Origin of the sequence: Cohnella silvisoli, assembly GCF_021190915.1 — a bacterium.
Lineage (GTDB): Bacteria > Bacillota > Bacilli > Paenibacillales > Paenibacillaceae > Cohnella > Cohnella silvisoli.
Map to the genome: position 1 here is coordinate 69,817 of NZ_JAIOAP010000010.1, position 25,902 is coordinate 95,718.

The window sequence follows — 25,902 nt, forward strand, 5'->3', positions numbered from 1 at the left end:
AAGGTGGTAGGAACATGCAAAGACACTTGTCCAGATGGCTGAGCTTGTCCATTGTACTGATCATGGTTGTCGGTATTATGGCAGGTTGCACGGAGAACAAAGAGAAGACAGCTGTCGAACAATCGCCGACGGACTCATCAACGGCGCATGCGACTGCGGAAGGGTCAGGTAAAGAAGAAACAGGTTATGTTCCAGGGAAAGAGCTTGAGCTTACGATCTGGAATACGCAAGGGACGGATGTAAAGGCGGTTGAAAAACCGAAGGAAGATATTCCTGGAGACTGGCTGGCCAATAAAACGAAGGTGAAGATCAAGGAGTTTTATGGAAATGGCGGGGGGCAGTGGGATGCCAAGCTTACTACTTTGGTAGCAAGCGGCAATCTTCCGAATCTTGTTCTTACTCAGGCGGGGCAGGGTCCTGCACAACATGCCAAACTCCATGAAGGGGATCTGAACTGGGAATTAACACCTGAAATGATTCAGAAATATGCTCCGGATGTGTGGAAAAGTGTTCCTCCGTTTGTTTGGGATTCCATTAAGGTAGATGGGAAAATTTATGGTATTCCGTTTGGTTTGGCAGTTGATAAAGAAATAGACCCTAGTTTGAGTGATGATTTTGTTACGGCGTTCACTACTCCCAAGGAACGAATAACAAGTAACTCCGGCAGTACTTTGATGGTAAGAGACGATATCCTTAAAAGATTAATACCGTCGGCATTAAACTATGAAGAAATAATGAAGCTTGTTAAAGAGAAAAATGCTCCGATCGGCGATAGCTTCGTATTGCCAATAAAATCTACAGATGAATATGTAAAGTTTATGTACGATATAAAAGCATTAAATCTAAAAGAAGGCAACAAGCCCGTGTATGCGACAGGTTATGATGGTGGGGACAATTGGTTTGCTTTAAGTGTATTGGGTGCTGAAATGCTCGGATACAAAGGCTATTACTATACGGGATGGTTGGACATTCAAAAGAAAAAAATGGGATTCGGATATCTTGACTCCGTATTTAAAGAAGCCGCCAAGATACAAAACAAAATGATAAATGATAGAGTTATTGACCCCGAGTCATTGGTTCATAATGCTGAGAAGTACAAAGAAAAAGTGTTAAACGGACAGTATGCGATTATCTGGAACGCAACAGCCGGGGATGTGAATCCGCTTCTGGAGAAGGCAGGAAAAACCTTTAGATATGTCCCTTTCTATACGCAGGTTCCACAAAGAGCTGAATTTCCGTCTTATAAAGAAGGGCCGCCTTCCTTTTTTTCTGCTTTATCTTTATTGAAAACCTTAAAAGAGGATGAAGTGCCCCAAGTTCTTAACTGGATCAATACTATGTTTACGGATGAGTGGGAAGATATTAAGTTTTGGGGCACCAAAGAAGCGGGATTATATGAAGAATTGCCAGATGGAAAGAGGAAATTCAAAGACGAGAACATGCAAAAGTTTCTTGTAGATCTTGATATGACAGCAATGGATTGGAAGGATGCAAAAGGATTGAACTTTGATAATCTTCCGCTAATTGGAGGTAGTCCAGGAGGATATTGGCAGGGTGTTGTGAAGTGGAACGGTGTTGGAGTCAGTAAATACAATCCACAATTCTTTAACAAATCTATTCAGTATAATACATTAAATGCTGCAATGAAGTTTCCTTCCTCAAGTCCATGGGCAAACGGGTTTACACCTGTACCGAATGTTCAGTCATGGTCGGCGGAATACGCCAATTTGCCTGAGGTGCAGAAACTTTGGTCTACAAGAGCAACATGGGATGATCCATTCAAAGTTTCTTTGACAGCGAAAAACGAAGAAGAGTTCAGCAAGAAGTGGGATGCTGCGATAGCGAATTTCAGAAAAACGATTGATGTCGACAAAATGTTGGATGAACAAACTCAAATCGCACTGCCATTGCTTGAGAAACGTGCTGCACAGGCTAATCAGTAATTGAGCAAACCATCACCATCAGGTACGCAATGTTAACCCTAACAGTATCTGATGGTGATCCTATGTTTGACTAATCAAAATACTAGGAGGGAATATAATGGTCGTAAGGAAAATTTCCCTGGTAATCGTAATCTTGCTCATAATATCCGGTATTGTGCCAACGATGAATGTGTCTGCAGCAACTCAAGCATCGTATTACGTGGATTATGCCAATGGCAGCGACTTAAATTCCGGGACGATCAATTCCCCTTTCAAAACGGTTGAAAAAGCGAAAGATACAGTACGTCTCAGCATCCGCAATATGACGGGTGACATCATTGTCTACCTGCGTGGCGGAACGTATCCTTTAACACATACCCTGCAATTTGATCAAGGCGACTCTGGAACGAATGGGTACAATGTCGTCTACAAAAACTATAACGGGGAAACACCCGTCATCAGTGGCGGGAAAACGATAACGGGTTGGACCTTATTTGATGCTTCTAAGAACATATGGGAAGCCAGTGTCGATGCTTCTTTGGAAACACGGCAAATTTATGTAAATGGTACCCGTGCCATAAGGGCCAAATCTGCAAACGGATTGCCTGGGGCAGTTCTTACTTCGAGCGGCTATACTACCACCGATACGAATATGCAAAACCGGAAAAACAAAAGTGATATTGAGTTTGTATATAGAAACCTATGGATTGAACCACGCGTTGGCGTAGCCAGTATCTCGGGAACAACCATTACAATGAAGCAGCCAGCTTGGGATATGGCTTTTCAAGGTGGAGCACCGCTTACCATTAAACCGGATGGTCCGAGCCCAACCTATATAGAAAATGCATACGAGCTGCTGGATGAGCAGGGAGAATGGTATCTGGATCGATCTGCCAGGAAGTTATATTACAAGCCAAGGGCAGGAGAGAATATGGGCACGGCCGACGTCATGGCTGCTTATCTGAATACGCTTGTCAGTGGAACTGGGAATTTGGATAATCCTGTTCACAATATTCAATTCGAGGGAATTACCTTTGCCTATGCAACATGGTTATATCCTAACGGCAATGAAGGATATACTCCAATCCAAGCTTCTGTCTATTCGAAACCGTATGCTTCGGAAGAGTATTCGTATGATTTGGATAATTGGAATGTGATGCCTGCCAATATCAGCTTCAGCACAGCCAAGAATATCCGTTTCGAACGAAACAAGTTCATGCATCTCGGAGCGTCTGCCCTTGGCTTCAGTAATGGCAGCCAAGATAACGTGATCTCGGGGAATGAGTTTACCGATGTCTCAGGAACGGCTGTACAAATTGGCGGTGTTAGCTTAAATGACAGTTACCCGCAAGACGTGCGTTATGTGGTGAAGAACAACCAGGTGACGAATAACTATATTCATAATATAGCCGTGGAATACCGAGGTTGTGTGGGAGTTTTTGTTGGCTATACGGAAGGTACGCTGGTCAGTCATAACGAAATTGCAGATTTGCCATACACTGCAATTACGATGGGCTGGGGCTGGGGAGATCGGGACTTTGCAGATAAGCCTGATAGAGTTAGTAAACCGGCCGATCGGTGGAGAATACCGAATAATGTACCATCGACCAGCAAAAATAATGTGATTTCACAAAATCATATTCACAATATTATGAGTTATTTAAAGGATGGAGGCGGGATCTACAATTTAGGCGCTCAGCCTGGAGGGGTCATCGAAGGCAATTATATTCATCATGTAAATGACGAATATGGTGCGATTTATTTGGATTCGGGAAGCAGGTACATTACGGTTGCAAACAATATCCTTCATAATTATGTGAGAAACTTCATTCTGGCAGGTTATGACAATGATGTGGAGTTCAATTACTGGAATGCGGACAATGGATATTGGTTTCATAAAACTGGACTAGTAGCGAATAATTACGAAATTGGCAACGCTAATGTGCCTGCTTCGATATTGGACCATGTCGGATTGGAAGCGGCTTATGCCGATCTATTGCCAAGACCTTCTGTCAATTTTGCTCTGGGGAAGCCGACCGCAGCCTATTATAATGACGGTACTCCGGCAATTATGCAGAATAACACGGAAGCCTATAGAGCAGTCGATGGTAATCTCTCGACTGTCGCATTGGCTGCAAATCAGTATGCATGGACGGAAGAGGTTGATTTGGGAAATACGTATCTTATTGATAGAGTGGTCACTACTTTTGCAACAAATCCTCCGGCAACTGCGAATTTGTGGGCGACAGATTACGAAATACAAGTATCGCTCACAGGCGGGAACGGGAACTTCACGACGGTAAAAACAGTAACAGGTTCCGCAGGAGGCACGGACGAGCAGACATTTACCCCGGTTAATGCTAGATATGTACGTATCAAGGCTATTAAACCTGATGGAGGGGGACAAACCGGATCTCAAATGGCTATAGCGGAACTTGCTGTATACGGTAAGGTTACCTTTACACCGTCACAGCTTCCCGACCGGGCGCCTGCTATTATACCGATTTATAATCTTGCTTTGGGGAAAAAAGCTACGGGCTATTATAATGATGGCACGCCAGCATTGATGCAAGCGGCAGCAGATGCGGATAAGGCAGTCGATGGCAATCCCAATAGCGGCTCAATTGCAGCTAATCAGTATGCATGGACGCTCGAAGTGGACTTGGGCAGTATTTATAGCATTAATCGGGTGAAAACGCTGTTTATACCCGGTTTGTATGCAAATGAATATGAAATCCAGGTTTCTACAACAGGAGGAAACAATAATTTTAAAACAGTAAAATTAGTTTCTGGATCCACCGGGGGGTTACGTGAGGAAATCTTTGCTCCGGTAAATGCCAGATATGTGCGCATCAAAGCCTTAAAGCCGGATGGAGCCTATCAGGCGGGAACCCAAATGGCGATCAACGAATTGGAAGTATATGAATATTTCGATTATGCATTTAATAAGAAGGTAACTGCATACAACAGCGACGGAAGCCTTGCCTCCATGCTGCCCGGAGCTGAAGCCGATAAATCGGTAGACGGTGACACGACTACAGGAGCTATGACTGCCAATCAATATGCGTGGACAGAAGTCGTTGATCTTGGCAGCAATTTTGACATTGAGAGAATTAGCGTCATATTTGGGAAAAATAATTATCCTACGGATTTTGAAATGGCCATATCCACTGATGGCGTTAATTACAGCCTACTTGAACATGTTACTAATTTTGGGGCTGATGGGGGTAGAGCTTATGGTTTTATATTATACCAGCCTATCATTCATAGGGAAGCCAGATATGTCCGTCTTAAGGCGAACAAACCGGATGGGCCGAATCAGACCGGTACCCAGATGAAAATTAGTGAATTTTCCGTATATGCCATAGATCGGGCGATTAAAATGTCTCAAAAGACGGATAACCAAGCAGCGGATAAGTTTTATTATCGGACGATATCCAATCAAAGCTTTACATTTGCAGCCGGCGATATCATTTCTTACGATGTTAAGCTGAATACGGACAATGCTGCAATAGGCGGAATAGATATTAAAAATACGGATAATACCTCATTCAGCAGTGCAACCTGGCAAGATCAGAATGGAATTACAGGTTCGCCTATGAACGACTTAAGAGCAAAAGCCTTTGGAAAGTGGTACCATCGCGAGTTGACCGTTCCCGCTAATATGGTTGGCAAAACGGCTGCCGCGTGGATGCTTGCATTCGAAAATGATTCCGTTTCCAAAGTACTGCAAGCCACATATGACAATGTGATTGTAAAAAGAGGCAATGATACGGTTTTGACCGTTTACAAGAGCGGCCAACCGAGCATCAACGTGATGAATCGCTCCAGCCATTTTGATACGGATGCTCCTGTTAATGCGGTTAATAGAAAATAAATAAAATGACGGTGAAACTACGGAAGGAAGATGGCAGTGGATAAAATAAGATTAGGCGTAATTGGTTGCGGAGGAATGGCAAGCAATTCTCATACAAGCGGGTTACTTGCTTTAAGTGATTGGATGACCGTAACGGCAACCTGCGATATCGTGCTTGAGCAGGCGCAGAAGATGGCTGAAATGTTAAATGTGAACATAGCGGTTACAGATTTTCATGATATTTTGGATCAGGTCGATGCAGTATTAATTGCCATACCACATGATTTGCATTTCGAAGTCGGCATGGCTTGTCTTGAAGCGGGAAAGCATGTCTTGATGGAGAAGCCGATGTGCAATACGGAAGAGGAGTGCATCGAACTGATTGGTATGGCAGATCGGATGGGGAAGGTGCTAATGACCGCATATCCTGTGCGTTTCTGGCCTGTCATGGTAAAACTGAAAGAGCTGATCGACAACAAGACTTATGGTGATATCTTTCAGTTATCGATTTGGACAGAGCAATATACGCACCCACCTGAGGGTTCATGGGGTCTTTCAGCTCGACAATTAGGCGGAGGACAGTTTTTCAGCCATGGCTGTCATTACGTTGATCTTATGCTTTGGTTGTTGGGAAATCCAATAAAGGGAACACATTTGGGGACGAATTTCGGGACACCTTGGATGGAAAAAGAAGGGACAAGCAACGTAGTGTTGGAGTTCGAGAATGGCGTGTTGGGTTATCACTTTGGAACATGGGGAGCACGCGGTACGCGTCTGGGCTATAGCATTCACGCTCATTGTACGAAAGGGATGATCGAGATCCATCTTGGAGAAGGGAAAATGTATCTGCACTCGGATATCAAAGAGGAGCATGGCGATTTAGAAAATCGATCCACAACCGAAATTCTGATGGATATCGAACCCGGAAAGCTGACATTTTATGAAACTAAACATTTTTTGGATTGCATTAATAAAGGGACGAGACCTGACACGGATGGACCTCGAAGCTTGCAAGGTTTAAGGGTGATTTGGAGATTGTACGAAGCAGAGCAGGTCAATACGGTAGCTGATTTAAGGGGATTAGGCTTGGAACTGGCCTAGGCTCACTCCGAGCTGCAATCTGTACTAAATAGAAGAAGCGGGATGAGGAGCCGGCAGGCCCACTTTTCCCGCTTCTGTCCACATGTAAGATGTGCTCAAAGAAGCGGAGGTTTAGCAGATATGCATACGGATCTGGAGAAGAACACGGTTCAATACATATTGAGGCCGGGCTTGCCTGTCCTTGAAGATGAGGCGCTTTGGCAAGAAACGTTGAAGTTCGCGAAGGATACGCAGATGGATGCCATTCTAGCCTTTAATGGGCATGGAGAGATGCCCCCGCATCCTAATGAGGACTATATTAGAAAAAACGTGGACCTGTTGGCTAAACGCTTTGCTGAAATTAGAGCCTTAGGCATGACACCCATGTTAAATTATTTCGTGACATTGGGGCACGGAGAAGCCAAACCGGCTGCAGGCATGGATCATTTCCAATGGATCGTGGACGGCCATGGGAATCAATCCATCGGCTGCCCCTGTCCATTGGATGAAAGTTTCCAGGACTATATGTGTAAAGCCTTCGGTTTGTATGCGCAACTGGATGTCGAATCGATATGGATTGATGATGATTTTCGATTGTTTGCAAGGGAAGGTACAGATACGCTTCAATGCTTTTGTAAGCTTCATCTGGGGCGTTTTGCCGACAAGCTTGGCCGTTATTACGAGAGAGACGAAGTCATGGAAAGACTGATGCAAAAGCCGGCAGACCGGGCGTTTCGTAAAGCGTGGTTTGCGGTGCAGGGACAATCGATGCGGGAACTGGCGAGAAAGCTGCGCGATGCGGTTGAAGAAGTGAATGCCAACACAGGTATGGGGGTAATGTTCTGCGCTCCTTATTCCTTCGTTCTGAGCGGGATCGATCTAAATGAAGTTATGCCTGCGCTCAGCACGTCAAATTCTCCGCGTCCATGGCTGCGTACCGGTGGTAACGGTGCTTATCGGGATGAGCGGCCGCTCGATATCCTCCATAAAATCGTTACGGTAGCTGATCCCATACCGGCAATGGTCGACAAGCCGATTCGTCTTTGCTGTGAGATAGAAAATTATCCGTTCGCCACGGGAATCAAATCAGCACGCGTACTGGCACTGGAGATGTATCTCAATACGATTTCGACGAATGGATGGCTTACTTTAAGTATCCTGGATAACCTATTCGGAATTCATGATCCATCGGGAAATGTTGTACCTATGCTTAATAAAATGAAGGCTTATTTGGTTCAAGTTGCAGCCGTAATGGAAGGAAAAGCGCGGCGAGGGGCCTCTCTGCCGTTTCCAGCCCATCCAACCGAGGTAAGCGATCTGACGGAGGACGCATTAAGTCCCCACTGGAATGTGACGCTAGCCCGATTGGGCATTCCGCAAGCTCCGACAGCGGCTTCACCGATTCTATTTACGGGGAGAACAACGGAGCTCTACAACGATGAAGAGATCAAAGCCTTATTGCAACGCGGGAGTATGATGGATCCGGAATCTTATCTCTTGCTGCAAGAACGTGGAATCTTGACGGGTGAGGCCATACTGGTAAAGGCTGAACCCTTCCACAGCAAGGTTCAGTCAGAGAGGGTAAATGCCGGCAATGCTCCAGAGTGGTTAAAGGGCAAAAGCTTGCTGACCAGGTGGCATATCGATTACAACACGCAACATACGATACAGGCGGGAACTGGCGGAGAAGCATTGTCCGCACTTTACGATACGCAGGGGAATTGGATTTCCGATGGCGTGGTGTTCAGTCAATCGCCTTATTCAATTGCGGTTGTCACTCATAACGGCAAGCCAATGAAAGAGTCTGGACGCCAATGGCTCTTCTCGCAATTAATAAACCGCATTACTAACTCCACATTCCCGGTAATGGTCGAAGGAATTTTAGAATTATATCCAGTCTGGTGGGAAAAGGGGAAGGAGTCGGTTCTTGGTCTGTGCAATTTCGGAATCGAGGAATTTCCCGAAGTGAGTCTATGGCTTCCTGGAATGCGAGAGTACGTATCCATAGAGCAATTGGGATCTGACGGAATATGGAAAATGGCCGATTACAGGATCAGCGAGCATCCAGATGGGGGAATCCGGTTAACTCTTCATGGCGATAGCGTGCCTAAACATTTGTCATTCGAGACTTTTCTCTTGAAATTATAAATGACGAATGATGAAAGATAAAAGGGGAGACTTCCTAATCATGAGAATTATCGTAGGTGGAATTTTACAGGAAAGCAACACGTTCAGCACCGCTTTGAGTACAATTGAAGATTTCCGTCGTAGTTACTACAAGATTGACGAGCAACTGAAGGTCGTTCAACCGGAAAATAACGAGTTGAAAGGATTCAACAAAGCAGCAAGCGAGCACGGCGTGGAAGTGTTGCCGACTATTTATACGACAGCGGTTTCCTCCGGGAAAATAAACCGAGCTACATTAAGCGAACTGAAAAATCTATTATACGAACGTGTGGAACGCTATTTGCCATGCGATGGATTATTACTTGCCATGCACGGAGCCTGGACATCCGAAGATGAGGATGATGTAACGGGGGAGATGTTATCCGAGCTGCGCGAGAAAGTCGGTTCCGCAACGCCAATCGTATTGACTCTTGATTCACATGCCAATGTAACCAGGAAAATGATCGACAATGTGAATGGAATGATCGGCTACCGGACATTCCCGCATATGGATTTTATAGAGGTAGGCTATAAAGCAGCAAATCTGCTATTTGATATCGTAACTGGGAAACGCAAACCGCATATGGGCTTCGTGAAGATACCGATGATCGTGCAGGCGGAAAATCATCAAACTTACCGAGGACCTATGGCGGATCTGTGGAGTGAGGCGAAGGCAGGGGAGCAAAAGTTAGGGCGATTCGATACTTCCCTGTTTGCTGTTCAGCCATGGTTGGACGTGAAGGAAATGGGATGTTCGGTCGTGACGGTCGGGGAGAATGCGATTGAAGCGCAGAGGGAAGCGGAGAGACTCGCCGAATTGTTCTGGAACAAGAGAAAGGAATTTGAAGTAGATCTGCTCCGTATTCCGCAAGTGCTGGAGTTGTTGAATAATAGACAGTCGTCCGGGCCTGTCATCATCTCAGATTCGGCGGACAGTCCAAGCGCAGGATCACCAGGCGACAGCAATTATGTGTTGCGGCAGTTACTGGAGGCGGGGGCTCAAACCTTACGAACTGTTCTTCTTCCTCTAGTGGATGCGTCGGCAGCTTATTCAGCTGCAGCAGCCGGAATAGGCAATACAGTACGTTTACAGGTAGGCCATACCATCAGCAGCAATGTGGGACAGCCGCTTGAGATAGAGGCAGTCGTTAGGTTTATCGGCGATGGGAAGTTCAAATACGGCGCTGGTTTCATCGAGAATCAGGAAGCGGACATGGGTTGCAATGCTGTTGTCGCGATCGGCACCATTTCCCTTCTCCTCATGGAGAATGCAGTATTCACTGGAGATCCTCAGATGTATCGCAGCGTAGGTCTTGAACCGCTGGAGCATGACCTGGTACTCGTGAAATCCGCCAATCAATTTCGTGCGGAATATGAGAAATTGTCGAAGGAAATTTACATCGTGGATACTCCGGGAGCAAGCACGGCTAACTTGAGGTCGCTGTCCTTTCAGCACATTCAAAGGCCGATGTATCCTTACGATGACTTTGATTGGAGTTGGAATGAAACAACATGAGGTTGAATAATAGAGTTGCTGTCATTACTGGATCTGCAAGGTCGATCGGCGCAGCTGTTGCGAAGAGATATGCCAACGCGTTTCAATTCTGACGAGAATTGTATGAAGCTGGGAGCTGCCTTATTCGCAGGTATAGCCTTAAAGCGATTAAGTGGGGAGAAGGATTGAAGAACTTTACAGAACCTTACAGTTGGAGAAAAATATTGCTAATGCCTGTCTATCCATGGTTTAATTCGCACTTGACCATTCCCAAAATAGATCTTAGTATGTTCATATAGTGAACATGTTGTGATATTTTGAGTTATACTTATCTCAACAAGCTTATCTTACAAGGAGTGGTCATGTAGTGTCTCAGAAAACCCAAATACAATCCGTTTCGCGGGCCTGTTTAATTTTACAATTATTGAGTGTCAATAAGGATGGACTGACAGCCATAGAGGTGAGCCAGTATTTGAATTTAAATCGCAGTACTGCCCACCATTTACTGTCAACACTGCAATCACACGAATTCATCAGTATGAATTTAAGCGGCAAGTATCAGATTGGTTCTGCAATTGGGGATATGGCACAAGGAATTTCGGATACTACTTTGCGAAATATTGTCCATGGAATGCTGCTTGAATTGGTCAACGTGACGGGAGAAACCTGTTATCTGGCTGTGTTTAATAATGGAGTAACTATAATTGATACTGTGCTGGGTGTAGGGGCACTCAGGGTTGTTCAGGTTTTCCTACATCAGGATAGACCCGCCTATTTGCATGCCCGCTCTTCGGGGAAATTATTTTTGTCCACATTATCTGATAATGATTTGCAGGCCTATATTCACGAGAATCCGTTAATTGCTCTTAATGACAAAACCATTGCGTCCGAGCAGGCACTAATCAGTGAGCTTGAGTTAGTTAGGAGAAACGGGTATGCAACAGACCGGGAAGAGTTTATGACAGGGATTGATTGCTATGGTTTTCCAATCGTTGTGGAAGGGAAGCTTATTGGCTGTGTAACGACTTCCTTTCCTTCTGCGCTAAAAGAAAAGCATGCCATGATTAAGCAGGCACTGGAACAGATCACCCAGCGTTTTAATCATTTATTTCAGGAGAATTCCTCTGATTTACTTTTGAAAAAATAAAATGAAGGGAAGGTGATTATGATGCAGGAAACAATCCGCAGCATTAATGCGCGAAACATTGTGGTTCCATTGGAGCAACCCTTGTGGATTGGGGGCAACACGATACAAAAAAGAGATTATTGTTTGGTTGAAATTACAACGACTATGGATAGGAAGGGATATTCACTGGGCTTCTCCAGAGGAGGAGATTTAAGCTCAGCTATGATTCAGGAAATGGCTCCCCACATAATGAAGTGTAATATTGACGATACGGAAAAAATATGGGAGATCATGTATAATAGTCAAAAATTAAATGGTAGACAAGGGTTTATGATGCGTGCACTAAGCTTGCTGGATATCGCCTTATGGGATTTGAAAGCCAAGAAGGCGGGTCTCCCACTACATACGATGCTTGGCGGATACCGTGAATCCATTCCTCTTTTAATGGCAGGCGGTTATTATGCTGACAATAAGGGCTTGGAGCAGCTTTGCGAAGAATTTACGGGCTATGTGGAAAAAGGCTTCAAGCATTTGAAGCTAATGGTAGGTGGCGTTTCGATGGAAGAAGATTTTGAGCGTTTTGTAGCCGTAAGAAAAAGTCTTCCTGACTCCATATCCTTAGGTATTGATGCCAATGGAGCTTGGAACGATGTCAAAGCAGTCCAGCGCTGGATTGAAAAAGCAGAGATCGCAACGGGCGGAATTGCCTTTGTTGAGGAGCCTTTGCCCCCGGAACAAATGGAAGGGATTTCGTATTTGCGGAATAACCTGTCTATGCCCATTGCTGTTGGGGAATTTCTGGCAGGCAGGTGGATCTTCAGACAATACATAAGCAGCGGATGTATAGATATTGTTCGAGCAGATGCAACTCTTTGTGGGGGGATTACGGAATGGAAAAGAATCGCTGCTTTGGCGGATTCCTCTAACCTTTCGTTGTTCCCTCACTATTTTTCATCGATCCATTTCCATTTGGGAATGGCATTTCCAGGATGCAGGATGATCGAAGTTGTATCTACGGAAAATAGAAACAGCAGCTTTCATCTTATTGCAGGTACCAGCTATGAATTGAGGGATGGAATGGCTTATCCCAAACATCTGCCTGGGTTAGGTTTGACCCTGGACGATTCATTTGTAGAATCGCATACGACTAAGCTTGTCTCTACAGATTCATATTGACATTTAATTTTGCAGACGATATGATGTTCAAATAATGATATGTTCATAATATGAACATATCATTATTTGAACATCAATTTTTTTGGAATCTGGGGAGGAAGTGTATGGGGAGTCTCAGCGGGAAAGTTGAACCCGGAAGATACCATGGAAGGCACCTATACTATTTCAAGCTTAGCTTCTTTTGATATTGAAGAGTTTGTAGCTTTAATCAATCCACCTGAGGCAGGCATTCTCGCTATCGGCTTTAGAGAGCGACCGATGGACAATCGTGCAGAAAAGAGCTTTTGTATGGGAGGGAAGAAATGAAATGAGTATCAGCGATTATAAGATTGCGGTTGCAGGTATTTTTCACGAGACGAATACATTTGCTCCAGGTTTGACAGGGGAGGCAGCATTTCGCGAAGAATGGATTGTTGGATACGAGGCTTTTGCCAAAGAATACAGCGGCACACGCACTACAATGGGAGGTCTCCTCGAAGTATCAAAAGTGCACGGAGCGAAGCTGTTACCCGGCTTCTATACGGCGGCACTACCAAGCGGCATTGTTGCAAGTCCTTTGGATAACAGGCTCATTGAGACGATGTTGGAATCCATTGATACAAATGCAGACGGACTGGTGCTGATCATGCATGGAGCGATGGTTTCTGAGAATTATCCTGATTTTGAAGGGGAATGTTTACGCAGACTTCGTGGAAGATTTGGAAGTGACTTTCCGATTGTATTGACGATTGATCTTCATGCTAATATTTCCGAGCAAATGGCTGCTCTTTCTGATGTAATTGTGATCTATGATACCTATCCGCACATCGATATGTATGAACGTGGCGTCGAGGCATACGAGCTGCTGGTCCGTATGCTTCGTGGAGAAATTCGTCCCTGCCAGGCTTATGTTCATACAGGAATGCTGCTTGTTCCCCAAGTTATGATAACGGATGAGGGCAGCATGAAAGTGCTGAGAGACAGGGCGGTTGAGATGGAAAAGAACGACAAAGTGCTGAATGTGTCTGTAGCAGGAGGGTTCCCGTACAGTGACGTACAAGACGCGGGTATGTCGTTCGTTGTAACGACGGATGGAGACAGTGTGCTGGCAAAGCAATATGCAGCAGAATTAAAGAGCTTAGCTATTGAACGGAGGGAAACCTTTAATGTTGCTTACTGGTCTCCCAGTGAAGCTATTGAGCAGGCGCTGTCTGAACCGGAAGGACCTGTTATCTTGGTGGAAGGCTCCGATAATGTAGGGGGAGGTGCCCCTGCAGATGCGACACATCTGCTTGAGCACCTGCTGGATTTGCCGGAACGCGCTTTAATCGTGATCCGTGATCCCGAAGCTGTAAAGATCGCCTCAGCCATCGGTATTGGTGGCGATTTTACTAGTCTTGTGGGCGGAAAAAGCGATACGCTTCACGGTAAACCAGTACATATCCACGGGAAGGTTCGTCTTTTGTTCGACGGATTCTATCATAACATAGGTCCTTTCAGAGCTGGTCAGTCAGCAGACATGGGAATAACTGCGGTAGTTGAATCCGGAAATCTGACAATAGTACTCACGGAAAAGCGCATGGCACCTTGGGATTTAGGGCATATCCGCTATGCTGGACTTTGGCCGACTGATTTCAAGATCATTGTCGTTAAATCAGCCGTCGCTTGGCAAACAGCATTTGGCACTTTCGCCAAACGCGTCCTAAACATCGATACACCGGGCTGCTGCAGTGCCAATTTACAGCATTTCCAGTATGAACATGCCAAAGGGCTGATTGCTCCCATTTCACATGACTAACAGGGAGTGCAGTGTAAATATACAATAAAGTGCGTGCATATCGACGGAATGAGTGGAAGGGCCCTGCAGACTGCCAATCCCTATCATCCTCATAAGGAAGGTGAATAAGATGGAGAAAGTAATGATTACGGTTGCAACGACAGGCGCGTTCCCGTCAAAGGAACAAAATCCGAATATCCCCCTGACACCAAAGGAGATTGCGGACGATGTTTATGAATGTTGGAAAGCCGGAGCCGCAATTGCACATGTGCATGTGCGAGATGATGAAGGAAAAGGCACGATGAGTTTAGCGAAATTCCAAGAGACGGTGCAACTGATTCGCAGCCGGTGTGATATTGTGCTGAATTTGACAACCTCAGGCGATTTGAATGCTGCGGATGATGAGAGATTAGCTCATTTGGTCGAATTAAAGCCTGAAATGGCATCCTATGATGCAGGAACAATGAATTGGATGCATGACACGTTGTTCGTTAACCATCCTCATTTTCTAGAGAAGCTGGGAAGAACGACGATGGAGAATAACATTAAGCCTGAGATAGAGATTATGGATGCAGGAATGGTTTATAATGCCCTTCATTACATTAACAAGGGAGTTCTTCATTCTCCTGGACATTACCAGTTTGTCATGGGAGTGCCTGGTGGAATAGGGGCTACGATCAAGAACCTCGTTTTTTTAAGAGGCTTGATCCCAGGAGATTCGACATGGTCTGCATTTGGGGTAGGCAGACATCATCTTCCGATCCTGTTTGCAACCCTCGCAATGGGAGGCCATGTCAGAGTGGGAATGGAAGATAATATCTTTTATGCAAAGAACAGACTCGCTAAATCAAATGCAGAATTTGTAGAGCGGGCATCAAGACTCATTAGGGAGGCAGGCAAAGAAGTCGCTACACCGGATGAAGCTAGACAGATATTGAACTTGCCTAACAATGGAGAAAGAAGAATGTTGTTGTGATACAGGACATCGCTGTTATAGGTGCTGGGACGCTAGGACATGGCATTGCAGAAACTTTTGCAAGGTATGGTTATCCTGTTAATTTGTATGACAGCGACGAGATCAGACTCACCTCAGCTCTAGATGAAATTAGAGATGAACTAGAATTATTGGCTGAAGAAAATGTGATTGGCTATGAGGAGATAACGCCAGCAATCGATCGCATTCATTTATTCACAGATTTGAAACAGACAGTCCAAGATCGTGATTATGTCATTGAAGCTATTCCAGATATTTTAGAGCTTAAACAACAACTATTTCAGCAGCTGGACCACGATTGTCTTCCGCACACCATCTTCGCGAGTAATACGTCCAGTTTGAAACTTGCGGAGCTCATGCAGTTGGTAAGCGATGAACGCAAAGAGCGGATGATCATAAATCACTGGTTTAATCCCGGTCATCTGATGCCCATTGTGGAACTATCTTACTTCGGAAATATGCCTGAGCCTATTTATTCAGAAGTCGAGGAGCTCTACAAGTCGATTGATAAACAGACTGTGAAAGTACGAAGAGATGTTCCAGGACTCATTGCCAATCGCATTCAACAAGCCATAGCTCGAGAGGTTTTTTCCATTATCGAATTAGGGATCGCATCCCCAGAGGATGTAGATAAAGCATTAAAGTTCGGGCCGGCTTTCAGATATGCGACAACAGGGCAGCTGGAAATTGCTGATTTAGGCGGTCTGGATCTATGGTGCACGGTAGGGGATAGATTGTTGAAAGATATGGATCATTCACGTTCCTCCAATAAACTATTGAGAAAAAAAGTAGACGAGGGAAAGCTGGGCGTCAAGTCCGGAGAAGGTTTTTATAAATACGATAATGAGGATATCGCAGCAGCAAAGAGAAGATTGGCCCAAAAGTTAATTCAACAGCTGAAAACCTCAAACCATTACATCTGACTCATTATGTTACCAGCGAAGAAATGAGGACGTTTAATTCATGAACATCCAAAGGTTGATGGTGGTTGGGGGAGGGCAGATGGGCAGCGGCATTGTCCAAGTTGCTGCTGATGCAGGAATTAACGTCATTTTATATGATATCGATCCTGTCTTTTCACAAAAAGGGTTAACTACGATTCGGAATAATCTGGTCCGAGAGGTAGAAAAGAGTCGCAAGTCTCAAGCGGAGATTGATTCTATTCTAGCCCGAATCTCTCTATCCAGTGACTTGGAAGATGGACAAAACGCAGATCTTGTTATTGAAGCCATCGTGGAGAACTTACAAATAAAATCGGAGCTCTTCAAAAAATTGGACAAGATCTGCCCACAGCACGCCATACTTGCCAGTAATACGTCATCGCTTGGGATTACGGAGATTGCCTCCTTTACGAAACGTCCAGAACAAGTCATCGGCATGCATTATATGAATCCGGTCCCTGTGATGAAACTGGTTGAGGTCATCCGCGGATTACGTACATCCGATGAGACGTACCTCCGCGTTGAGAATCTGGCTAAGCGGATGGACAAAGTACCGATAGAAGTGAATGATTTCCCGGGATTCGTATCGAATCGAATTCTGCTCTCCATGATTAATGAAGCAGTCTATTGTGTCTACGAGGGAGTCGCAACAAAGGAAGCGATAGATGAAGTCACGAGACTCGGGATGAACCATCCGATGGGACCTTTAGCACTAGCCGATTTTATCGGCTTAGATACATGCTTGGCAATCATGGAAGTTCTTCACGAAGGCTTTGGGGATTCCAAGTATCGGCCTTGCCCGCTGCTTCGCAAGTATGTGGCGGCCGGATGGTTGGGCAAAAAGTCTGGTCGAGGTTTTTACGAATACGAGTAGAATGCCATTCAGGCATTGTATACAAGTAAAATCATGACAACTAAATAAGAGAATGCAGCCATTTCTACTATTCTATAAAGGGGTACTTCATATGGGGAATCTGGATGGACGAGTTTGTTTAGTTACTGGCGCGGGGGGAGGTATTGGGAGAAGCATAAGCTTAAAGCTAGCTTCACAAGGGGCAAGACTTGTGCTGACGGATATCAATGAGGAGCAGTTGAATCATACCGTTCAACAATGCTGCGCGTTAGGAGTGCCCGCTTATGGCTATCGCCTTGACCTGACAGATGTTAGTGCTTTGGAAGATGTCGTCGAGCAAACGAAATCACGCTTTCAAAAAATAGATGTGCTTGCGAACGTCGCAGGGATGATGGAAACGCGTTCGTTCTTGGAAATTACGGCAGACGAATGGAACAGGATGTTTGCCATTAATGTGACGCCCACCTTTCAGCTGATGCAATTAGCAGCCAAGGAGATGATAGGACAAGGAACGGGCGGCAGTATTATTAATTTGGCGTCCACTGCAGGCCGGTTGCATCGGCCAATGGCAGCGCATTATGCTGCGTCGAAAGCGGCCATCATAAGTTTAACGCGTTCAGCGGCCGTTGCTCTGGCGCCATCTAACATACGGGTTAATGCCGTATGTCCGGGAATCATCGACACACCGATGATCCAGCAGGTCCGCGAATCCCGCTCTGAGCTATTGGCTGTATCGCAGGACGATATTCAGAAGCATTGGGAGCGCATTATTCCCATGGGCAGATTGGCTTCACCGGATGAGGTAGCCGATTTGGCTGCTTTTCTGGCCAGCGATGCTGCCCGTTATATTACAGGCGAAGCGATCGGAATCAATGGCGGGACAGATGCATCGTAAAATCGCGCTAAACGATGTCTATCCTATACGAAATGGGAGCTGAACAATGCCTTATATTACAGTGAAGCTGATGGAGGGCCGAAGCAGCAGGCGTATAAAGCTTCTTGCAGCGAAGATGACGGAGGCTGTTTGTGAAACGCTGGAAATAAAGCCGTCGGATGTACGCATAGAATTCGTGGAATTGAAGGCAGGCACCTTTGCGGTGGCCGGCCAGATCGTACCCGAAATTAAAGATTCAGAGGGAGGAAGCCAGCATGAGTAAATATATGAACAAGCATTTACTAGATGAAGCTTCTTGGAAGTGGGACGAGAAGCTCGTGCTACAGGCATGGCGGCTTCTTAATCTCATTCGTGAATTCGAGGAAAAGAGCATAGAAATGTACAAAGCGGGGCTGATGGGCGGCTCGCTTCATTCTTATATCGGGCAAGAAGCAGTGGCAGCGGGAATGGGCATGGTGATGGAACCCCAGGATTACATGACCATGACTTACCGGGGAAGAGGGCAAGCGTTGGCCAAGGGAGCGGATCCGTATCGTCTCTTTGCCGAAATGATGGGGCGGGCTGACGGCTATTGCCAAGGTAAGGGAGGGCCCATGCATATCGCTTCATCCGAGCTGGGCATTTTGGGTGCCAATGGCATCGTAGGGGCAGGTATTCCCATTGCAGTGGGGGCGGCATTTACCTCGAAGCTCAAAAAACAGCAGCGTGTGTCCGTTACCTTTTTCGGCGATGGCGCGACGAACCAAGGCGCTTTCCATGAGGGCTTAAATCTGGCGGCTGTGTTTAAACTGCCTGTCGTATTTGTTTGCGAGAACAATTTATATTCGGAAATGACACCCATCAAGGACTCGCTCTTGAACGAGCACATAGCAGAGCGAGGAGCAGCTTATCGGATTCCGTCTGTTATCGTCGATGGGAACGACATTCGAGCGGTTCATGAAGTCGGACAAGAAGCGATGGCACGCGCGCGGGCTGGCGGCGGACCCACTTTTATTGAAGCAAAGACCTATCGCTTAGTCGGGCATATGTTCGGTGATTCCGAAAGCTATCGGGAGCGTGCCGAAGTAGAGCGCTGGCGGCAGAAGGAACCGTTAATCCAATTCAAAGAGCTATGCCTCAATCTCAATCTGCTCCCTGAAGAGACATTGTCAGCGGTAACGGAAGAAATACGCAATCAAATCGGTGACGCTTATGAACTGGCCAGAAAAGCCAGTGAACCGGAATTGGAGGAAATATTCACCCATGTCTACTGATCGATTGATTAGTTATTCTGAGGCGATTAACGAAGCCTTACAAGAAGAAATGAGACGGGATGCGGACATTGTATTGATGGGGGAAGACATTGGATCGTATGGCGGTGTCTTCAAAGTAACCAAAGGCCTGTACAGTGAATTCGGCGCGGAAAGAGTAATCGATACGCCTATTTCCGAGACCGGATTTATCGGCGCGGGTGTAGGCGCGGCTATGACAGGGCTTATCCCGATTATTGAAATTATGTGGATTGATTTCACCTTGGTCGCGCTGGACCAGATTGTGAATCAAGCAGCGAAGCTGAAGTACATGTCAGGCGGGCAGACGTCAATCCCGTTAGTCATCCGCACGCAGGGCGGTGGCGGACGCGGCAACGGCGCACAACATTCGCAGAGTCTGGAAACGATCTTTGCCCATATTCCTGGACTTAAAGTTGTTGCGCCAAGTACGCCATATGATGCGAAGGGACTGCTGAAAACCGCTGTGAGAGAAGGCAGTCCTGTTATTTTCATTGAACATAAAATGCTTTATAACCAGAAAGGCCATGTACCTTTGGAGTCCTATACGATTCCACTGGGGCAATCGGATGTTAAACGGCGGGGCAAAGATGTAACCCTGGTCAGCTTGTCCAGAATGGTTCTCTTCTCGCTGGAAGCGGCCGAGCTGCTCAGCCAGGAAGGGATTGAGGTTGAGGTTATAGATTTGCGAACCCTCGTTCCGCTCGATCTGGCTGCCGTCATTCAGTCGGTTAAGCAAACCCACCGAGTGGTTATCGTTCATGAGGCGACGGGTGCCTACGGTTGGGGAGCTGAGATATCGGCCAGAATCCAGGAAGAAGCTTTCGACGAATTGGATGCGCCGATTGTCCGGGTAACCGCAGAGGATACACCGGTCCCCTACAATTTGAACCTGGAAAAGGAAATGCTGCCGCAAGTAAAAGATATTGTCAACGCGATTCGTAAATCAATTCAGTAGTGCAGGAGGTGAGGATCATGCCGGGTATAGATCAGTCCGATGTCTATGATGTCGCGATTATTGGCGGAGGTACGGGAGGTTATGTTGCGGCCATTCGTGCGGCGCAGCATGGGAAAAGAGTCGTTATCGTGGAGAAGCATCTGCTGGGAGGCACTTGTCTTCATCAGGGCTGTATCCCGACCAAATCTTTACTTGAGAGCTCCAAGCTATATGAACGAGTGAAGCATATGGAAGAATTCGGTATTGAGGTCAATCAGGATTCCCTTTTCTTTAATGTGGCAAAGGCGTTTGAACGTAAAAAAGCCATAGTGAATCAGTTATATCAAGGGATTCAATATTTAATTAAGAAAAACAAGATTACCCTTATACAAGGTCATGGACATCTTGTTGGTAAACCCAAGCATTTCGAAATCGGGATTGAAAACGGATCAACTGAAAGCGAGCAAACCATTTTCTCCAATCACGTGATTTTGGCTACCGGATCCAGACCCAATATACCAAAGGGCATCACGATCGATGGAATCAAGCTTTTTACCAGTGATGAGATTCTCGCTCACCCGCTTAGACCTGATCATATTACGATTATTGGTGCCGGAGCGATCGGTTTGGAATTTGCCTGTTATTTTCAACAATTGGGCAGTGCTGTTCGGATTGTCGAGTCGGAAGATCGCTTAGCTCCATTGGAGGATGAGGAAATATCCAGACAGATCGGGAGTATTTTCGATAAAAGAGGAATTGAAACGATGCCGGGTTATCAGTTACTCGTTGAACATATTGAGCACGTTGAGGGCGAGCCGATGACGTATACTCTGCAGGATAGGAACGGGGAAAAATCCATGCATCAGACGGATGCGATTCTTTTTGCGATCGGGAGAAAAAATAATGTTTCAGCATTAGGCTTAACCAGCGTAGGCTTGGCTGATGAAGCTGCTTTTTTGCAAACCAATGCCTATATGGAAACCGATGTGTCCGGATTATACGCAGTAGGGGATATCGCAGGCAGCTATCAATTGGCGCATGTCGCGACGCAGCAAGCCCTGATCGCAGCGGATACCATTTGCGGAATAAGCACCTTACCCTATCAGCCTGAAAGAGTGGCACGTTGCACGTATACGCATCCTGAAATCGCCAGTGTCGGCTTGACGGAAGAACAGGCAAATGCTGCAGGATACGATATTAAGGTAGGAAAGTTTCCGCTGCATTTCAACGGTAGATCACTTATTCATGGTGATAGTGAAGGCTTCATTAAAATGATCGTGGATAAGAAAACGGACATGTTGTTGGGCACGCATATGATTGGACAAGGGGCTACGGAGTTAATTGCAATGTCCGGCTTTGCCATATTTATGGAGGGGACCGCTTGGGAAATGGGGATGAATGTTTATCCGCACCCTAGCATTTCTGAAATATTCGGAGAAGCGGCAATGGCTGTATCGGGGATGGCGATTCACAGTTAAATAGCTGTCAAATAAGAGGTGAGAGCATTGAGCATAGAGATCAGATTGCCGAAGATGGGATTAACCATGGAAGAAGCACGCATCGTCACATGGGAGAAGCAGGTTGGCGAATATGTTGAATTGAAGGAAGTCGTAGCGACGATAGAAACCGATAAAGCGACCTTGGAAATAGAATCTGCTGAGCAAGGGTTTCTTATCGAACAGCGGGTCAAGGCAGGTGATGCGATTGCTGTTGGCGGCATAATCGGCATTCTTTCCGCTAATCAGGTGAGTGGGGACGCGATACGCAGCGAACGAATTCGTGTATCGCCGGCCGCAAGAAGATTAGCCGGAGTAAAGGGTATTGTGCTTAGCGAAGTCGACGGAACAGGACCGGATGGAAGAATTGTGTTGCGTGATATTATAGGTGCGCCAGTAACGATTGAATCTTCCGGAAGTAGTACTGAGAGAGAAGCACCCCGAGACACGGCTTTCAAAAAACCACTAAGTGCCATGCGAAAAATAATCTCAGAAAGACTTACTTATAGTTTCCGCGAAATCCCGCAATTCCAAGTCAAGAGCAGCGTGAATCTATTCCATGTGTTGAAAATCCGTGAAATTTTAGTCAATAGTGTCGAGGAGACAGCAGGAGTTCGATTATCCGTGCTGGATTTCATTATTCAGGCCGTGGGTCTTGCATTAAGGCAGGTACCTCAGGTGAACGTTTCCTTCTGCACGGATCCAAGCGGCTCTTATATTTTGGAGCATCAAGAGGTCAATATCGGCTTAGCCGTTTCCGTGCAGGAGGGTCTTGTGGTGCCGGTTATTCGTGATGCCGATCAATTGTCTCTTGTTGAGATCGCCAAGCAAAGGCATGCCCTTGTCAGTCAAGCCAAAGCGGGCACATTAAGTGTCGGTGAAATGACGGGAGGCACATTCACGATTTCAAGTTTGGCTTCCTTTGATATTGCTGAATTCACAGCGCTCATCAATCCACCGGAGGCGGGTATTCTGGCAGTCGGTATGGCGAGGAAGGTGCCGGTTGTAGTCGGTGATGCGATTGAGGTTGCCACAATGATGGATTTGAACGCTTCTTTTGATCATCGCCCTTTGGACGGGGCAGATGGGGCTAAGTTTATGCAGTTGCTTTCGCAGCAATTGCAAAGCGATCGCTGGAAATTAGTCTAATCAGTGGCGGGGAAATAATCACGATTCACATAAAAGGATGGACACCTTGTGGGACATAAGAAATTCCGGTTCGGAGCAGCATTGACAGCGTTGTGGCTATTATGGGGCTCTGTTTTTCTGGCGCTCAAAGTATTGATGACCGCGATGCCGCCATTCTTGACATCGATCCGATTTATTATTGCAGGCGCCTTACTGCTGCTGTTGGCTGTACTGCTTGCGAAGCAACGGCCGACTATCCGACAATTCGTAAATGCAGGTATTGTCGGTGCGCTCTTCATTTTTGGCGGGCAGGGAGGGATGGTTGCGGGAGAGCAATATTTATCTTCGGGGATGACCGGACTTATCGTCTCGACATTGCCAATCTGGGTCACGCTGCTTGAATGGGCGATATTCGATAAGCGACCTTTAGCTGGGGTTAGCTTCGGACTATTTCTGAGCTTTGCAGGCATTGGATTGCTGTTAATACTCTCTAGTATTCAGCAGCATATTAGTATATTGGGTATACTCATCCTGCTCGGGGCAACGCTTTGTTCAGCAGCCGGCACTTTATTTCTGCGGAAGACCAGCCAACCCGGGGTTATTTACGGCACATCCGTGCAAATGATTGTCGGAGGTTTATTCGTCGAAATGATCAGCATCGGCATGGGAGAGTATAGGCAGTTCAGGTGGGAAACTATGTCCGTAGAAAACTATATTGCCTTCGGTTATTTGCAAGCTATTACGATAATAGGTTTCCTGTTGTTTACCTGGCTGCAGAGCGTTAGCATATCAACGACGCTACCCAATACGTATGCATACGTCAGTCCCGTAGTCGCCATCCTTCTGGGCGGGGCGATACTGGGCGAAACGATTACTTTTGCTATTTTATCTTCTGTAGTCATCATCTTAGCGGGAGTCGTCTTTATTGTGATGTCATCTAACAATAGAACGAAGAATTTGGAAGGTTAAATGAAAATGGCTGAATCGATATCTCACGGCAAGCCATTACTTAAATCTTCGCAATGACCGTGCGAAGATATTCAGACGGAGACATGTCCGTGAATGATTTGAAGTGTCTGGAGAAACTATGCACGCTGCCGTAATGGAGCATCTCCGCGATTTCCGTGAAGTTGTGCCGCTGCGCGCGGATGATGCTCTTGGCGTGCTGGATTTTCAGATTGCGATAGTATTTCATGATGCTGATTCCCTTGTTGTCCTTGAAAATCGTCAGCGCATGGCTCTTGCTTAGGTTGAAATTCTTGTAAATATGTTCAAGGCGTATATCGTTATAAACATGCTGCTCCATATAGGTGCACATGCGGTTTACGAGATCCTCTTCGCTCCGTTGTTTGGTGGAACCGGACAAGCGCTGTTCCCGTCTGGCGAGCTCATCTCCCGCATCTCTTAACCGGATCAGCAGCATCTCCAAATAAATTTTGATCAGCTGCTCTGAACCGATCGGCGCATCCGGACGCCTGCGAAGCGTATGGTTTCTCGGATCGTCGAAGGGCGGGAAGAAGGCGGCGAACCCGTTCTTCATGATTTGCGCCAATATTTCCTGCTGCTGGGCATCCAGGGTAAATATTTTATTTTCAAAATAGGCAATTTCCTTGGAATGGCAAACGAAAGAAAGAATGATGACGTTAGGCGCGATTTTCTTGTTGGCCCATACCCCGTGAAATTCATTCGGCTTGTGGAAGATCATATCCCCTTGCTTCAGGCGGTAACCTTCCGTATCCGCGAAAACTTCCAGCTCCCCTTTGTCCACGTAAACGAACTCCCAGAAATCATGCTTTTCCCCTTCGAACGCAAAGTCCTTAGAAAACTCGAAATAATGGAACGAAACAAGCTGTTTGACTGCCAGCGGCTCATGAAGTTTAGTTCGGGCGAATTGAGTGTCCTTGTCCGTCATTGGCTACGCCTCCGTTGCGATTGTTTCGTTGCGTCTATTATATCATTCCGGATTTGGGCGCTGCCAGAAATTGCGGACTTATTGCTACGTTTCGCGGTCTTTTTGCTAAAGAATAGAGGAATGAGAAGGCTTACACTCAAGGGAGTATGGCTAGGCAAAAATGGATTGGAGGAGTTGCGGTGAACGTATTAGCGGTAGGCTGTCATCCGGATGATTTAGAGATCGGCTGCGGAGGGACATTGGCCAAGCTGGCTTCGCAAGGACATCAAGTAACGATGGTGCACGTGGCCAATGGGAATAAAGGACATAAGTTGATACCGCCGGATGAACTGATACAGATTAGAAAGCTGGAAGCTCAGGCGGCGGGCCAATTGATCGGCGCAGAAGTGATTAGCTTAGACGTACCTGACTTGGCCGTGAAATCGGATCAGGATGAGTTGATTGGCAAGCTTGTAAAGGTAATTCGCAAAGTCAAACCGGACTACATTATCACGCATCCGCCAGAAGATTATATGAAGGATCATATGGAAGTTTCCCGTGCAGTATTCGATGCCAGCTTCGCGGCTACGGTGCCTTATTATAATAGCCAAGAGGATGAGGATGCCCATCATAAAGTGGCGCCTATCTATTATATGGATACGTTAGCCGGAGTTGGATTTCTGCCGACCGAGTACGTGGATATCAGCGATTATATCGATACAAAAATCAAGATGAACGATAGCCACCAAAGCCAGATTAAATGGCTGTACGAACATGACGGCATCGACTTTCTGGATTTCGTCAGAACGGTTTCCAAATTCCGCGGGCTGCAGTGCGGCAAAGCGTACGCGGAGGGCTTTAAGCAAGCCCAGGCATGGCCGCGGTTAACGACTGAAAGACTGCTACCATAGCGTTATCGTGC

The 25,902-nt window shown here is 46.2% G+C and carries 21 protein-coding genes; 20 read left to right on the forward strand and 1 reads right to left on the reverse strand.

Annotated elements, in window-relative coordinates:
- Window positions 1-14 precede the first annotated feature (14 nt).
- From K7P76_RS18660 to K7P76_RS18755, 19 genes are all read left to right on the forward strand, one after another.
- The gene (locus K7P76_RS18660; protein ID WP_232186818.1) at window positions 15-1,943 is read left to right on the forward strand and encodes a type 2 periplasmic-binding domain-containing protein; all 1,929 of its coding nucleotides are present in this window, start codon (window positions 15-17) and stop codon (window positions 1,941-1,943) included.
- Window positions 1,944-2,040: 97 nt separating this feature from the next.
- On the forward strand, window positions 2,041-5,799 hold the full coding sequence (locus K7P76_RS18665) for a discoidin domain-containing protein (RefSeq protein ID WP_232186819.1): 3,759 nt from the start codon (window positions 2,041-2,043) through the stop codon (window positions 5,797-5,799).
- Window positions 5,800-5,829: 30 nt separating this feature from the next.
- The gene (locus K7P76_RS18670; RefSeq protein WP_232186820.1) at window positions 5,830-6,879 is read left to right on the forward strand and encodes a Gfo/Idh/MocA family protein; all 1,050 of its coding nucleotides are present in this window, start codon (window positions 5,830-5,832) and stop codon (window positions 6,877-6,879) included.
- A 120-nt stretch (window positions 6,880-6,999) separates the two neighbouring features.
- A complete protein-coding gene (locus K7P76_RS18675) occupies window positions 7,000-9,006 on the forward strand; it encodes a hypothetical protein (RefSeq protein WP_232186821.1) in 2,007 nt (668 codons plus the stop codon).
- A gap of 40 nt (window positions 9,007-9,046) precedes the next feature.
- The gene (locus K7P76_RS18680) at window positions 9,047-10,540 is read left to right on the forward strand and encodes a M81 family metallopeptidase (RefSeq protein ID WP_232186822.1); all 1,494 of its coding nucleotides are present in this window, start codon (window positions 9,047-9,049) and stop codon (window positions 10,538-10,540) included.
- A gap of 346 nt (window positions 10,541-10,886) precedes the next feature.
- On the forward strand, window positions 10,887-11,666 hold the full coding sequence (locus K7P76_RS18685; protein WP_232186823.1) for an IclR family transcriptional regulator: 780 nt from the start codon (window positions 10,887-10,889) through the stop codon (window positions 11,664-11,666).
- Between the two features lie 18 nt (window positions 11,667-11,684).
- Window positions 11,685-12,821: a mandelate racemase/muconate lactonizing enzyme family protein gene (locus K7P76_RS18690; protein ID WP_232186824.1), complete on the forward strand. Its 1,137-nt coding sequence runs from the start codon at window positions 11,685-11,687 to the stop codon at window positions 12,819-12,821.
- A gap of 126 nt (window positions 12,822-12,947) precedes the next feature.
- Window positions 12,948-13,127 (forward strand): 2-oxo acid dehydrogenase subunit E2, encoded by a 180-nt coding sequence (locus K7P76_RS18695; protein ID WP_232186825.1) that lies wholly within the window; start codon window positions 12,948-12,950, stop codon window positions 13,125-13,127.
- A 1-nt stretch (window position 13,128) separates the two neighbouring features.
- A complete protein-coding gene (locus tag K7P76_RS18700) occupies window positions 13,129-14,598 on the forward strand; it encodes a M81 family metallopeptidase (RefSeq protein WP_232186826.1) in 1,470 nt (489 codons plus the stop codon).
- A gap of 109 nt (window positions 14,599-14,707) precedes the next feature.
- Window positions 14,708-15,553: a beta-keto acid cleavage family enzyme gene (locus K7P76_RS18705; RefSeq protein WP_232186827.1), complete on the forward strand. Its 846-nt coding sequence runs from the start codon at window positions 14,708-14,710 to the stop codon at window positions 15,551-15,553.
- On the forward strand, window positions 15,550-16,494 hold the full coding sequence (locus K7P76_RS18710; RefSeq protein WP_232186828.1) for a 3-hydroxyacyl-CoA dehydrogenase family protein: 945 nt from the start codon (window positions 15,550-15,552) through the stop codon (window positions 16,492-16,494). The genes K7P76_RS18705 and K7P76_RS18710 overlap by 4 nt, the downstream gene beginning before the upstream one ends.
- A gap of 40 nt (window positions 16,495-16,534) precedes the next feature.
- On the forward strand, window positions 16,535-17,386 hold the full coding sequence (locus K7P76_RS18715; protein WP_232186829.1) for a 3-hydroxybutyryl-CoA dehydrogenase: 852 nt from the start codon (window positions 16,535-16,537) through the stop codon (window positions 17,384-17,386).
- A 91-nt stretch (window positions 17,387-17,477) separates the two neighbouring features.
- A complete protein-coding gene (locus K7P76_RS18720) occupies window positions 17,478-18,260 on the forward strand; it encodes an SDR family NAD(P)-dependent oxidoreductase (RefSeq protein WP_232186830.1) in 783 nt (260 codons plus the stop codon).
- A gap of 46 nt (window positions 18,261-18,306) precedes the next feature.
- The gene (locus K7P76_RS18725; RefSeq protein WP_232186831.1) at window positions 18,307-18,522 is read left to right on the forward strand and encodes a tautomerase family protein; all 216 of its coding nucleotides are present in this window, start codon (window positions 18,307-18,309) and stop codon (window positions 18,520-18,522) included.
- Window positions 18,515-19,513, forward strand: a complete 999-nt coding sequence (locus K7P76_RS18730; RefSeq protein WP_232186832.1) for a thiamine pyrophosphate-dependent dehydrogenase E1 component subunit alpha — start codon at window positions 18,515-18,517, stop codon at window positions 19,511-19,513. The genes K7P76_RS18725 and K7P76_RS18730 overlap by 8 nt, the downstream gene beginning before the upstream one ends.
- Entirely contained in the window at window positions 19,503-20,486 is a 984-nt protein-coding gene (locus tag K7P76_RS18735) for an alpha-ketoacid dehydrogenase subunit beta (RefSeq protein WP_232186833.1), read from the forward strand. Before K7P76_RS18730 ends, K7P76_RS18735 begins: the two co-directional genes overlap by 11 nt.
- A gap of 17 nt (window positions 20,487-20,503) precedes the next feature.
- Complete coding sequence (gene lpdA, locus K7P76_RS18745) at window positions 20,504-21,943, forward strand: dihydrolipoyl dehydrogenase (protein ID WP_255678632.1); 1,440 nt, start codon at window positions 20,504-20,506, stop codon at window positions 21,941-21,943.
- A 27-nt stretch (window positions 21,944-21,970) separates the two neighbouring features.
- Window positions 21,971-23,110, forward strand: a complete 1,140-nt coding sequence (locus K7P76_RS18750) for a dihydrolipoamide acetyltransferase family protein (RefSeq protein ID WP_232186834.1) — start codon at window positions 21,971-21,973, stop codon at window positions 23,108-23,110.
- 48 nt (window positions 23,111-23,158) lie between these two features.
- Window positions 23,159-24,058 (forward strand): EamA family transporter, encoded by a 900-nt coding sequence (locus K7P76_RS18755; RefSeq protein WP_232186835.1) that lies wholly within the window; start codon window positions 23,159-23,161, stop codon window positions 24,056-24,058.
- A 40-nt stretch (window positions 24,059-24,098) separates the two neighbouring features.
- Here K7P76_RS18755 and K7P76_RS18760 read toward each other — a convergent pair whose 3' ends face one another.
- Window positions 24,099-25,001: an AraC family transcriptional regulator gene (locus K7P76_RS18760; protein WP_232186836.1), complete on the reverse strand. Its 903-nt coding sequence runs from the start codon at window positions 24,999-25,001 to the stop codon at window positions 24,099-24,101.
- A 179-nt stretch (window positions 25,002-25,180) separates the two neighbouring features.
- On the opposite strand from K7P76_RS18760, the gene K7P76_RS18765 reads away from it, so the two are divergent.
- Window positions 25,181-25,891, forward strand: a complete 711-nt coding sequence (locus K7P76_RS18765) for a PIG-L deacetylase family protein (protein ID WP_232186837.1) — start codon at window positions 25,181-25,183, stop codon at window positions 25,889-25,891.
- Window positions 25,892-25,902 lie beyond the last annotated feature (11 nt).

What these genes read in the sequence shown, in the direction of transcription:
- K7P76_RS18720 (WP_232186830.1), top strand. Translation starts at nt 17,478, where the DNA reads ATGGGGAATCTGGATGGACGAGTTTGTTTAGTTACTGGCGCGGGGGGA.
- K7P76_RS18725 (WP_232186831.1), top strand. Translation starts at nt 18,307, where the DNA reads ATGCCTTATATTACAGTGAAGCTGATGGAGGGCCGAAGCAGCAGGCGT.
- K7P76_RS18700 (WP_232186826.1), top strand. Translation starts at nt 13,129, where the DNA reads ATGAGTATCAGCGATTATAAGATTGCGGTTGCAGGTATTTTTCACGAG.
- K7P76_RS18705 (WP_232186827.1), top strand. Translation starts at nt 14,708, where the DNA reads ATGGAGAAAGTAATGATTACGGTTGCAACGACAGGCGCGTTCCCGTCA.
- lpdA (WP_255678632.1), top strand. Translation starts at nt 20,504, where the DNA reads ATGCCGGGTATAGATCAGTCCGATGTCTATGATGTCGCGATTATTGGC.
- K7P76_RS18760 (WP_232186836.1), bottom strand. Translation starts at nt 25,001, where the DNA reads ATGACGGACAAGGACACTCAATTCGCCCGAACTAAACTTCATGAGCCG.
- K7P76_RS18675 (WP_232186821.1), top strand. Translation starts at nt 7,000, where the DNA reads ATGCATACGGATCTGGAGAAGAACACGGTTCAATACATATTGAGGCCG.
- K7P76_RS18665 (WP_232186819.1), top strand. Translation starts at nt 2,041, where the DNA reads ATGGTCGTAAGGAAAATTTCCCTGGTAATCGTAATCTTGCTCATAATA.
- K7P76_RS18730 (WP_232186832.1), top strand. Translation starts at nt 18,515, where the DNA reads ATGAGTAAATATATGAACAAGCATTTACTAGATGAAGCTTCTTGGAAG.
- K7P76_RS18735 (WP_232186833.1), top strand. Translation starts at nt 19,503, where the DNA reads ATGTCTACTGATCGATTGATTAGTTATTCTGAGGCGATTAACGAAGCC.
- K7P76_RS18715 (WP_232186829.1), top strand. Translation starts at nt 16,535, where the DNA reads ATGAACATCCAAAGGTTGATGGTGGTTGGGGGAGGGCAGATGGGCAGC.
- K7P76_RS18680 (WP_232186822.1), top strand. Translation starts at nt 9,047, where the DNA reads ATGAGAATTATCGTAGGTGGAATTTTACAGGAAAGCAACACGTTCAGC.
- K7P76_RS18670 (WP_232186820.1), top strand. Translation starts at nt 5,830, where the DNA reads ATGGCAGTGGATAAAATAAGATTAGGCGTAATTGGTTGCGGAGGAATG.
- K7P76_RS18690 (WP_232186824.1), top strand. Translation starts at nt 11,685, where the DNA reads ATGATGCAGGAAACAATCCGCAGCATTAATGCGCGAAACATTGTGGTT.
- K7P76_RS18660 (WP_232186818.1), top strand. Translation starts at nt 15, where the DNA reads ATGCAAAGACACTTGTCCAGATGGCTGAGCTTGTCCATTGTACTGATC.